Origin of the sequence: Kitasatospora sp. NPDC096147 (assembly GCF_044763225.1) — a bacterium.
Classification (GTDB): Bacteria; Actinomycetota; Actinomycetes; order Streptomycetales; family Streptomycetaceae; genus Kitasatospora.
This window is the reverse complement of record NZ_JBIWFX010000007.1, coordinates 308,925-320,547: the sequence shown is the minus strand read 5'-3', so window position 1 is coordinate 320,547 and position 11,623 is coordinate 308,925. Positions and strand designations below refer to the sequence as shown.

General features: G+C 73.8%; 8 protein-coding genes. 5 read left to right on the top strand and 3 right to left on the bottom strand.

The features are described from left to right. Window positions 1-99 precede the first annotated feature (99 nt). The 4 genes from ACIRBX_RS23585 to ACIRBX_RS23570 all read left to right on the top strand — a co-directional run bounded on the left by ACIRBX_RS23585 (window position 100) and on the right by ACIRBX_RS23570 (window position 6,828). Window positions 100-570 carry a hypothetical protein gene (locus ACIRBX_RS23585; protein ID WP_402299117.1) on the top strand — a complete coding sequence of 157 codons (471 nt, stop codon included), beginning with the start codon at window positions 100-102 and terminating at the stop codon, window positions 568-570. Window positions 571-776: 206 nt separating this feature from the next. Continuing rightward, complete coding sequence (locus tag ACIRBX_RS23580) at window positions 777-1,460, top strand: hypothetical protein (RefSeq protein WP_402299116.1); 684 nt, start codon at window positions 777-779, stop codon at window positions 1,458-1,460. Window positions 1,461-2,094: 634 nt separating this feature from the next. Continuing rightward, window positions 2,095-3,780, top strand: a complete 1,686-nt coding sequence (locus tag ACIRBX_RS23575) for a glycosyltransferase family 2 protein (RefSeq protein WP_402299114.1) — start codon at window positions 2,095-2,097, stop codon at window positions 3,778-3,780. 15 nt (window positions 3,781-3,795) lie between these two features. Further along, window positions 3,796-6,828, top strand: coding sequence for an acyltransferase family protein (locus ACIRBX_RS23570; RefSeq protein ID WP_402299113.1), 3,033 nt, complete (start codon window positions 3,796-3,798; stop codon window positions 6,826-6,828). Between the two features lie 196 nt (window positions 6,829-7,024). Here the strand turns inward: ACIRBX_RS23570 and ACIRBX_RS23565 are convergent, their stop codons facing one another. The 3 genes from ACIRBX_RS23565 to ACIRBX_RS23555 all read right to left on the bottom strand — a co-directional run bounded on the left by ACIRBX_RS23565 (window position 7,025) and on the right by ACIRBX_RS23555 (window position 9,797). Further along, the gene (locus tag ACIRBX_RS23565; protein ID WP_402299111.1) at window positions 7,025-7,993 is read right to left on the bottom strand and encodes a serine protein kinase RIO; all 969 of its coding nucleotides are present in this window, start codon (window positions 7,991-7,993) and stop codon (window positions 7,025-7,027) included. Window positions 7,994-8,241: 248 nt separating this feature from the next. Next, on the bottom strand, window positions 8,242-8,880 hold the full coding sequence (locus ACIRBX_RS23560) for a 2-phosphosulfolactate phosphatase (protein ID WP_402299109.1): 639 nt from the start codon (window positions 8,878-8,880) through the stop codon (window positions 8,242-8,244). Window positions 8,881-9,023: 143 nt separating this feature from the next. Then, a complete protein-coding gene (locus ACIRBX_RS23555; RefSeq protein ID WP_402299107.1) occupies window positions 9,024-9,797 on the bottom strand; it encodes a DUF2278 family protein in 774 nt (257 codons plus the stop codon). A gap of 389 nt (window positions 9,798-10,186) precedes the next feature. Between ACIRBX_RS23555 and ACIRBX_RS23550 the strand changes: the two genes are divergently transcribed. Next, window positions 10,187-11,464: an MFS transporter gene (locus ACIRBX_RS23550; RefSeq protein WP_402299106.1), complete on the top strand. Its 1,278-nt coding sequence runs from the start codon at window positions 10,187-10,189 to the stop codon at window positions 11,462-11,464. The last annotated feature ends 159 nt before the right edge of the window (window positions 11,465-11,623 follow it).

Sequence of the window (11,623 nt, the reverse complement as noted above, 5' to 3'; positions counted from 1 at the left end):
GTCACCGCCCGGGCGGCGGCCCGGAACCCATGGCCGCCGACCGCTCGCAGCGGGACCGGACCACCCGAGGGCCCGCCCCCGAGGAAGGACGAACACCGGATGCCGAACGTCAGGGACTGGCTGCCCCCACTGCGCGCCGGACGGCAGGCGGCCGGGCGCGCGGTGCTCGGCTGGTCGGAGGACCCCGGGGCGCCGAGGATCTGCCGGGTGGCCGGCGCCCCCGGCTCCGGCAAGACGCACCTGGTGACCTGGCCGGCCACCGCGGCCACCACGCTCGGCGCGCCGGCCGGGCACCGTCCCGCGGCTCTGCTGCCGGGGGCGGGCGTCAGCCTGGACGCGGCCGTCTGGCTGCTCGCCGAGCAGCTCTTCCTCGGCTCCCGCACCCCGGCCGAGCTGCTGGCGGAGCTCGGCCGCGATGCCCGGCCACGGCTGATCCTGCTCTGGGACCTCGATCGCGCGGCCGAACTGGTGGCCGTCGTCCGGGAGTTGGTGGCCCCGCTGCTGGCGCTGCCGCATCTGCGGATCGGCCTGTGGACCGAACAGGCGAGAAGAGTACTCAACGCATACTGACGATCCGTCACCGCCCCACTACGAGTCTCGACCGCCTCCGACGCAGCGACGACCGGAGTGGCCGGGCCGGCACCGGGTGCCGTTCGGCACGGGTGCCGGTGCGCACGAACCTGCCGAACGGCACTTGGGCGGTTCCGGCCCGGACGGGAGGCTGGAGCCCTCCACGGAATCGGGGTCAACTCCCGCCGAGAGCAAGGACGTTCACCGTGCACACCACCGCCAGGCCGATCGCCGCACTGACCGCCGCCACCGCCCTGCTGCTCGGGCTGACCGCCTGCGCCGGCAGCCGGACACCGGAGCCCGCCCCGGCCTCGGCCGGTACCCCGACCGCTGCCGCCACTGCCACCCCTGCCACGGCGGCGGTCAGTGGCAGGGTGCGGCTCAGCTACGCCTACTCACCGGACGATGACATCCGCTTCGAGTTCGAGGCCGAGGCCGCGCCGTTCAGCCGGCCGATGGAGGGGGCGCCGCAGGGGCTGCCGACCGACGCCCGGGGCACCGTCAAGGTCTCCCACTACACCCCCGCGCTGAACAGGACCGTCCGCTCGGAGGGCACCGTCGACTGCCTGGTCACGGGCGACCGGACCGCGACCTTCACCATGCTGATCACCAGGGCCGACCCCGAGATGACCGACACCGTCGGTCAGCGGCGCGGCTTCAGCGTCTACGACAGCGGTAGTCCCGGCGTCCCCGACCGCTTCGGCTTCGGCTGGGGCGTGGCCAACGTCGACACCGACGCCTCGGGCAAGCCCGTGGAGGGCCGGACCGGCACCTGCATGGGCCCGGCCCCGTTCGCCCCCGTCATCGAGGGCGGCCTGACCGTCCGTCACACCGAGTTACCCCCGCTCCCTTCGACGCCCGCCACCACCGCCCCGCAGCCGAGCCGGTGAGAGCGGCGGAGCACGGACGAGCCCGCACCGGAGCACCCGCCTGCGGCCCTGACGAGCGGTAGGACCTCGGCTGCACCTACAGCGACGGCCCGGCACCAGGGTGCCCGAGCCCACGATGATCAGAGCCGCTGCCGGCGGTGGCACCGGTCCCGGCGTCGGCTCCCGTTCGGGGCGGCGGCACGGCGGCCGGGGCCGGGGTGTGCGGCGGGCTCGGCGGGCCGCAGGGGCGTCCGCGCCGGGCGCCCGCTCCGTCGGCCGTCCCGGCCGGTCAAGGCCGTTCGCGGCCGTGAACCCGGGCCAACGGCGGTGAACAGCTGATGAAGAATCCACCGGCCCCACCGACCCCCTGATCCGGCGTCAGCTTCCCCCCGGGGCCGCTCCGGCTGCCCGAAAGGGCAGTTCGGACCGCCCGCCGGCCTCCCCACCACCCCGTGGGCCGGTGAAGTCGAGCGGCTATGGACCCGTTCGTGGCCCTGCGATCGCCCGGCCGCAGGCCTGCGAGCACGGAATGATCAACGAGGGCAAGGGTTCACCCACTGGTCGTCTCACCTCACAGTCCTGTGCGCAATGGTCTATACCAATTGCGGTACGGTCCTCCCAGGACGCTGTCGAAACGCACGGCTGTGGGGGCCTCATGACTGTCCATCACCTACCTCAACCACCTTCCGACCAGGAGCTCTACTGGTACTTCGGTCCGCAGCGCCGCTGGGTGCTGATCTGCACCTCCGCGGCGTTCAGCTTCACCGCCGTGACGATGCTGACCTTCTCGCTGCGCACCCCCGCCCTCTGGGCCTTCCTCGTGGTGCTGGCGGTCAACCTCGTCGCCCTCGCCCTCTCCTCGGTCAACAGCCTGCGCCAGCGCCGGCTCACCCGGCAGTCGCACGAGGTGCTGGTCAACGCCTGGCACCCGGCCGAACTGCCCACCGTCGACCTCTACCTGCCGACCTGCGGTGAGCCGCTGGACGTGCTGGGCAACGCCTACCGGGCGGTCGCCGAGGTCGAGTGGCCGAACGCGCTCACCGTCTGGGTGCTGGACGACGCCGACCGGCCCGAGGTGGCCCAGCTGGCCGCCGCGCACGGCTACGAGTACGTGGTCCGCCCGAACCGGGGCGAGTTCAAGAAGGCCGGCAACCTCAACCACGCGCTGACCCTGAGCAAGGGCGAGTTCGTCGCCATCCTGGACGCCGATTTCGCGCCCCGGCCGGACTTCCTGCGCCACCTGGTGCCGTACTTCGCCGAGCCCGGCATCGGCATCGTGCAGAGCCCGCAGTGCTTCGACACCGACGAGTCGATGGGCTGGATCCAGCGCGCGGCCGGCTCCGCCCAGGAGTGGTTCTTCCGGTGGATCCAGCCCTCCCGGGACGCCAGCGACGCGGCCATCTGCTGCGGGAGCAACGCGGTCTACCGCCGCTCCGCGATCGACGCGGCGGGCGGCTTCGCCCGGCTGGACCACAGCGAGGACCTGTTCACCGGACTCTCGCTCTACGCCCAGGGGTTCAAGACCCTCTACGTGCCGGTCCTGGTGGCCAAGGGCACCTCGCCGGACAACCTGGCCTCCTTCGTCAACCAGCAGTACCGCTGGGCGATGGGGAACCTGCACCTGCTCTCCACCCCGGAGCTGAAGCGGATCGGCGCACCCTGGCGGATGCGGCTGTGCTTCTACGAGGGCGTGGTCGGCTACCTGACCACCGTGGTCAACATCTTCGCCGCGCCGCTGCCGCCGCTGGTCATGCTGTTCTGGTACTCCGACGAGATCCGGCCCTGGCACGTGCTGCCGCTGCTCGCGCCGCTCTGGCTCTGGCACGTGCTGCTGCCCCGGATCAGCCGCACCCGCTGGCGGATCGAGGTGATCCGGGCCAACGTGCTGATGAGCGTCGCCGCCGGAGCCGCCTTCTGGCACACCCTGCGCGGGCGCAGCGCCGCCTGGGTGCCCACCGGCACGGCCGGTCCGGGCAAGTCCAAGTCCGGCAAGCTGGCCCAGCAGGTCACCGTGGTCTCGCTGATCTGGCTGGTCGGCTCGGTCGGCGCCGCCGCCGTGGGCCTGGTGCTCGCGGTCGCCGAGCTCGGCGTCGGCCCCACCTGGGGGCTGGCCCTCTACGTCGCGGTGCAGCTCCAGATCAGCCTGCCGCTGATCCGCGACCTGCTGATCGAACTGGTGCCGGGCGCCTCCGAGTCGGTCGAGTCCCGCAATGCCGGCCGGGCCCGCCGGGCCATGCTGCCCCGCCGCTGGCCGGAGGCGCTCGCCGCCACCGCCGCCCTCGTCCTCGTCGCTCTGCTCGCCTCCGGCTGGGTCCGTCCCATGCTGCCCTGGCTGGGCTGAAAGGTCGTCACACCGATGTCCTCGTCCGTGGATTCGGACCTCCGTCCCACCTCCTACGTCATACCCGCCCAGCGGCCGGCGCCCTCGCGCCCGGCCGCCCGGCCCCGGCCCTCCGGCTTCCGGGGCGACATCGAGGGCCTGCGCGCCGTCGCGGTGCTGGCCGTGCTGGCCTTCCACGCCTCGGTGCCCGGCCTGGCCGGCGGCTTCGTCGGAGTGGACGTCTTCTTCGTCGTCTCCGGCTACCTGATCACCCACCTGCTGGTCCGCGAGGCCGTCACCACCGGGCGCATCCGGCTCGGCGAGTTCTTCGCCCGCCGGGCCCGCCGTCTGCTGCCCTCGGCCGCGCTGGTGCTCGGCGTGGTGGCGCTGGCCGGTGCCTGGCTCACCGTGCCGCTGCGCCGCACCGACCTGGAGTACGACGTCCTGGCGGCGGCGCTGTCGGTCGGGAACTGGCGCTTCATCTCCCAGCAGACCGACTACCTGGCGGCCGGGCGGGACGAGAGCCCGCTGCTGCACTTCTGGTCGCTGGCGGTGGAGGAGCAGTTCTACCTCTTCTGGGGCCCGCTGCTGGCCGCCGTGGTGTTCTTCGCCGGGCGGGCCGCCCGGCGGGGCCGCTCGGTCCGCTCGGTGACCACGGTGATCGCCACCGGGCTCACCGCGGCCTCCTTCGGGCTCGCGGTGTACTGGACCAAGGGGTCGGTCTCGCTGGCCTACCTCGGCACTCCGTCCCGGGCCTGGCAGTTCGGCGTGGGCGCGCTGCTCGCGCTGCTGCCCTGGCACCTGCTGCCCTCCACCCGGACGCTGCGTCAGCTCTGCGGCTGGGGCGGACTGCTGGCGATCGGTGCGGGCGTGGTGCTGTTCGACGCCTCGACCCCCTACCCGGGCTACGCCGCCCTGCTGCCGACCCTGGGCACTGCCGCCGTGATCCTGGCCGGCACCCCCGACCGCACCGGGGCAGGCACCGACCAGGGCGTCAACCGGCTGCTCGGCACCCGGGCACCCCGGGCGATCGGCCGGCTCTCCTACAACCTCTACCTCTGGCACTGGCCGGTGCTGATCCTGGCCGAGGCGCAGTTCGGCGAGCTCTCCTGGCCGGTCAAGGTGGCCCTCACCGCCGCCGCCGTGCTGCCCGCCATGGCCGCCCTTCGCTGGATCGAGACGCCGCTGCGGCACAACCACACCCTCTCCGAACTCCCGCGCCGTGGGCTCTCGTTGGGCCTGGCGGCGGTGATCGTGCCGGTGGTGCTGGCCCTGGTGGTCGGCACCGGCACCCTGCGGATGCTCGGTCCGGCCAAGCCGGTGGACCTGCTCGGCCTGCCGCCGGGCGCCCCCGACGGCCCCACCCTGCTGGTCCAGGGCGGCCCGGCCGCCAAGGGCGGGCCGGTGGTGCCCGACGCGATCCAGGCCCGGCAGGACTTCCCGCCGGACGGCGAGTGCGAGGTCGACCCGACCGCCGTCACCAGCCCCGCCTGCCTGTTCGGCGTGACCACCAGCCCGGACCGGATCGTGCTGCTCGGCGACTCGCACGCCGGCCAGTGGTTCTCCCCCATGCTGGCGATCGCCGCCGAGCGTGGCTGGGCACTGGAGGAGCTGGTCAAGCAGGGCTGCCCGCTCCCCGAACTCACGGTGGTGAACCCGCAGTTGGGTCGTACCTACCGGGAGTGCGACAGCTGGCGGGCCGAGGCCATCGCCCGGATCCAGCGCGGCCCCAAGCCGAAGCTGATCGTGATCTCCACCCTGAACCGCTACACCGACAACCCGGAACTGCTGCTCCAGGGCTGGGAGAAGACCCTCGCCCCGCTGCGCGCGCTCGGCGTCCCGGTGGTCTACCTCCAGGACACCCCCGTCCCCGGCACCGACGTGCCGGCCTGCGTCTCCGGCCACACCGCCGACCCGGCGGCCTGCGCCTTCGACCGCAGCAAGGCGCAGTGGCCCGACCCGCTGGCCGAGGCCGTGGTGGCCGGGCGGATGCCCGGTGTGCAGACCGTCTCGGTCAACCCGGTGCTCTGCCCGCCCTCCGGCGAGACGTGCCCGGCGGTGCGGGAGCGGATCCTGCTCTACCGCGACGACGCGCACATCACCAACGTCGCCGCCGTGGTGCTGACCCCGCGCCTGGAGCGGCTGTTCACCGAGGCCGGGCTGGTGCCCCCGCGGCCCGGTACCGCTCCGGTGGCCGGTGGCGCCGGACCGGTGGCGGGCGGCCAGTCCCCGGTGGCCGGCGGCTGGACCCAGCTGTTCCGGGACGACTTCGACGGCCCGTCCGGCAGTCGACCCTCGGCTGCCAACTGGCAGTACGACCTGGGTACTTGCTATCCCGGCTGCCCAGCTCCGCAGTGGGGCACCGGCGAGCTGGAGACCATGACGGACTCCACCGACAACGTCCGGCTGGACGGTCGCGGTGCGCTGGAGATCGTGCCGACCCGCGCGGCCGACGGCGCCTGGTCCTCGGGGCGGATCGAGTCCCGGCGGGCCGACCTCAAGCCGGCCCCCGGCGGAGTGATGCGGATCGAGGCCTCGATCGCGCTGCCCGAGGTCACCGGCCCGGCGGCGGCCGGCTACTGGCCCGCCTTCTGGACCCTCGGCGGCGAGCTGCGCAACGGGTACACCGGCTGGCCGGCGATCGGCGAGCTGGACATCATGGAGAACGTCAACGGCCGGGACGCGGTCTTCGGCACCATGCACTGCGGCGTGCTGGACGGCGGCCCCTGCCAGGAGCCCAAGGGTCTCGGCTCGGGCGAAGTCCCGTGCCAGGGCTGCCGGTCGGCGTTCCACACCTACGCGGTGGAGGTCGACCAGAGCGTCGGCGCCGAACAGGTCCGCTGGTACCTGGACGGCCGTGAGTTCCACCGGGTGTCGGCCGCCTCGATGGACCGCGCGGTCTGGGACCGGGCGGTCGGCCGGGGCCTGCTGCTGATCCTCAACGTGGCGGTCGGCGGCAACCTCCCCGCCGCCTACGGCGGCACCGTCGGCCCGGCCACCGAGCCCGGCCACCCGATGCGGGTGGACTACGTCTCGGTCACCACCAAGGCGGCTACGCCGCGCAGTTGAGCCGACCTGCGACAGGCGGGCGGGCGGTACCGGAAGCTCTCCGGTACCGCCCGCCCGTCGCCATCGGTCCAGGCAGTGCACCCGGTCCGACGACATGGCGGCGAAGGACATCACTGACGTCACCAGCGCCGCGACCTTCTCGGCCGACCCGGACGGTCGGCGGCCTCGCGGCCGGGGCCGGCCGCGAAGCCGCTCGTCAGTCGAGGCGGGCGTCGAAGGCGAGCACCTCGACCAGCTCGCCGACCGCGGCCTCCGGCAGGCCCCGGGAGACGAACCAGGCGCCGATGTTGCGGACGTCGCGCTCCAGGAAGGACCGGCCCCGGGGATTGGCGATCACGTCCACGATCTGCGGGACGTCGATGATCACCAGACGGCCCTCGTGCACCAGGGTGTTGTAGGCCGACAGGTCGCCGTGGGCGTACCCCAGGCGGGCCAGCACCGAGAGGCTGCGGCCGAGTTGGTCCCAGAGGTCGGCCACGTCCACCTCCTCGGCGGCGTACTGGGCGAGCCGCCGGGCGGCCACCCCGTGCTCGTCGCCGACGAACTCCATCAGCAGCTCGGTGCCGGTGATCTGCACGGGGTAGGGCACCGCCACGCCGGCCTCCCAGAGCCGGCAGAGCGCGGAGAACTCGGCCGCCGCCCACTGCCCGGCGATCGCCTCCTTGCCGAAGGAGGTCCGCTTGGCCATCGCCCGGCTGATCCGGGACTCCTTGTGCTGACGGCCCTCCAGGTAGCCGGAATCGCGGTGGAACATCCGGTGCTGGGCGTCCCGGTAGCGCTTGGCGGCCATCAGGGTCCGCCGGCCGGTGCCGGGCACGGACCGCTCCAGCAGGAAGACGTCCGCCTCCTTGCCGGTCTTGACGATGCCCAGCTCGGTGTCGACGGCGGCGAGTTCGGTCACCACCCAGGCCGGCCGGGGCTCGGGGCCCTTCTCGGTCGGGGTGGACTGGTCCCAGGTGGACCAGCGGTCGCCCTCGGCCGGGCCGTCACCGGCGGGCAGGGCCTCGGTGGCGGGGTCCTCCTCCGCAGAGGAGGCGTCGAGGGACTCGGGGAAGAAGTACTCCGGCTCGACGTCGTCGAACCGATCGGTCCGGCGTCCGCGCCGGGCACCGCCCTTGGGGCGGATGCGGGAGAAGGAATCACTGTCGGCGAAGCGCTCGCGCACTTGGGGGGCTCCTGAGGAGTCGGCCCACCAGGAGCGTCAGGGGTGACGCGGCGTCAGCCGGTGGGCTGGGAACGGAAGAAGGCGTATGGCGCGCACGAAGAAGCGCGCCGCGTCACGGCGGCAACCATTCGGACACACCTCCTCGGGACTTCCGGACTCACAACAGCGCGATCACCATAACAGCGGCCCCGCAGGGCTGCGCAAGCGGTTTTTCCCCAGCCCAGCCCAACCCTTCCCCGAGCCCCTGCTCAGCTCCCCACCGGCTGCGCCCGCAGCACCGTCAGCTCCGCTTCCCGTCGGGCCACCAGGGCGAACGGGAAGCGGTCCAGCTCCAGACAGAGCGCCACGTCGTCGGGGTGCACCCCCGCCCGGACGCCCTGCGCCAACTCCTCGGCGGCCAGCGACCCGGCCCCGCGCCGCAGGTACGCCGCCGGGTCCACCGGGCCGTCCACCCGGCGCGCGATGTACTGGGCGCAGGCCAGGTCTTCCTCCGCCCGGCCCCGCTCCCCCGTGACCACGTAGGTGACGTCCTGCGCGCCGCGCTCCCGCAGCAGCCCCGCCGTCGCCCCGGCCACCACGAAGCTCGCGCACAGCACCAGCCCGGCGTCCTGCACGGCGAGCGCTCCGACCGTCCCGGCAGTGGTCTTCTGCACCACCGTCCGCCCGGCCAGGTCGGCCGTGCGGAGCCGGCCGGGCGAGTTCACGGCGTCGAAGCCCGGCGCGGGCGGCCCGTCCTTGAGCGTCACCCAGTCCGGGTGACGGGCCTTCAACTCCCGTGCCTCGTCGAGCGACCCGGCGAGCACGATCCGCTCGGCCCCCCGCTCGAAGGCCCAGGCGGCGGTGGTGAATGCCCGCATGACGTCGACCACCACGGCCACGGCGGGCACCTCGGTGATCTCCTCGATGGCCAGGAAGCGCGCGTTTACGGGGGTCCTCTCGGCAGGCAGCAGTCGGCCGGAGCACCCTAGGACGACCGTACTTCGGCACGGTAGCGATTTCCCGCCGCCGCCGGGCCGGGGGATCCGGCGGATCAGCGGGGGTGGCCGTCCTCGCCGGTGTCGAGGGTCTGGGTGTTGAACCTGATCTGCCAGACCACCACGTGGCCGCCGGGCCGCTCGCACAGCACCGCGCCGTCCTGCCAGGGCCCGTTGTCGTCGTACCACTGACTGCCCGGCGGGTCGCCCTGGTTGAGGTGTACGTCGTGGACGCCGAGGCCGGTGGTGAACGCCTGGCCGAAGACGTAGATCCGCTCGGCGGCCTCCAGGTGCGGCACCAGGACGTCCAGCGCGTTGTCCCCGTCGCTCGCGGTCCAGGGGAAGAAGCGCAGGTAGGGCCGGAGGTGGTCGTAGCCGCCGAGGCCGAGCAGCCGTCGGCGCAGCCCGTTCACCGAGCCGGCCAGGGTGTCCGAGAGGTCCGGGCCGAACATCGGGCTGCCGGGCGGGTGCGGGGCCAGCGCGAGGTGGACCCGCAGGGTGGCGGCGGACAGCCACTCGAACCAGCGGCGGTTGCGCAGCAGTGGGGAGCGGACGTAGTCCAGGGCACCGGAGGAGGACGAGGAGACCAGGTGGGTGAAGCCGTCCGGGAGGGAGCGCAGGCCGGTGATGTCGGTGCGGGTGAGGTCGTCCACCACGCGGTAGCTCACACCGACGCTGCCGGGCGCGTCCACGTCCAGGGCGCTCTGGTAGACGCCGACGGGCGTCCGGAGGAAGAGGTGCCCGTGGTACCACTGCCCGAAGTCGTGGGTCGGGTCGCGGGAGAAGTCGTGCAGGCTTCCGATGGCGACCCCGTAGTTCGGAAGGGCCATACCACCACTCTCCGCCCGGCGCGCAGGGGCCGCAGCCCGGGGCGGTCGGACGGTGCCGAGCTGCCCGAACGGGCAGGCCTGCCGGGTGGTCCGGGCGGCGGCGATCGGAGCCGGGTGCCGTGATCCGGCCATGTTCTGAGGGACCGTCCGATGACGCCCAAGTGAAGGCCCGGATATCGGACACTCCGGTGGACACCCCGACCCGGCGGCGGGCACCGGGCAACGCCGCTGGTCCGGGGTGGCGCCGGCTGCGGATCACGGTCCGGCGACGGGCCGCGTGGGCGCCTCCTGCGGGCGCCGGAGCGGTGTCCGGTACCGGACGGCGGGGCGGGGCCGGAAATGATCGAAGTGCTTGCTCCGTGTCGAAGTCGTGACCGAGAGTCGATCAGGTGAACGACGAACCCCGTCCGACCGAGGACCGCCTGCTCGCCCACCGCGACTTCCGGCAGCTGCTGTTCGGCGCCGCCACCAGTCAGGCGGGCAGCCAGGTCACCCTGGTCGCACTTCCCCTGGTCGCCGTGCTGGAGCTGGAGGCCACCGCCTTCCAGGTCGGCCTGCTGACCGCCGCCGAGACCGCGGCCTTCGTGCTGGTCGGCCTGCCCGCCGGGGCCTGGCTGGACCGGATGCGCAAGCTGCCGGTGCTGATCCGGGCCGACCTGGTCCGGCTGCTCGCGGTCGGCTCGATCCCGCCGGCCGCGCTGGCCGGGGTGCTGACGATGGCCCAGCTCTACGCCGTGGCGCTGCTCACCGGGGTGGCCACGGTCTTCTTCGACGTGGCCCACCAGTCGTACCTGCCCGCCCTGCTGCCGCGCGAGCGGCTGGTGGCCGGGAACGGCGCGCTGGAGACCGTCCGCTCCTCGGCCCAGATCGTCGGCCCCGGTCTCGGCGGCGGGCTGGTCCAACTTCTCGGCCCCCCGCTGGCGATCGTCGCCGATGCGGTCGGCTACCTGGCCTCGGCCCTGCTGCTGCGCCGGATCCGGGCCGAGGAGGAGCAGCCGCGGCCGGTGCCCGGCAGTTCGCTGCGGGCCGAGGTGGCCGAGGGGGTGCGGTTCGTCCTGGGCCACCCGCTGCTGCGGACCATCGCGGCCTCGACCGGCCTGTCCAATCTGTTCGCCGCCGTCCTGATGGCCGTTCAGACCGTCTTCTGGGTCCGGGTGCTGGAGCTGTCCCCCGTCGCGATCGGCGTCCTGCTCTCGGTCTCGGCCCTCGGCGGGCTGGCCGGGGCGCTCTGCGCCGGACGGCTGGCCGCGCGCTACGGCCAGGCCCGGGTGATCTGGCTGTCGGTGCTGGCCGGGGCTCCGTTCGCGCTGCTCTGGCCGCTCTCGGCGGGGCCGACCGCCCCGGTGCTGTTCGCCGTCGGCTCGGCGGCGGTGCTGTTCACCGCCGTGGTCTACAACATCGCCCAGGTGAGCCTGCGTCAGGCGCTCTGCCCGCCCGCCCTGCTGGGCCGGATGAACGCCACCATGCGCTTCCTGGTCTGGGGCACGCTCCCGCTCGGCGCGCTGCTCGGCGGCACCGTCGCCGATGCGGCCGGGCCGCGCATCGCGCTCTGGGTCTGCGCGGTCGGCTTCCTGCTGGTGCCCGTCCCGCTGCTCCTCTCGCCGCTGCGACGGCTGCGCGACCTGCCGGAGGCCGAGCCCGAACCGGTCACCGCCGCCGCCCCCTGACGGCCCGGCCGACACGCTGCCCGGCCCACTGCCCTGCCCGCCGCCTTGCCTGCCGCATTGCCGATCGTTCTGCCCACCTCCCTGCCCACCGACCGCTGCGCCGCCTTCGCCGCCGCGCCGGTCCCGCCTGCCCGGCGCCGGAGCACCCGCCCCGGAACG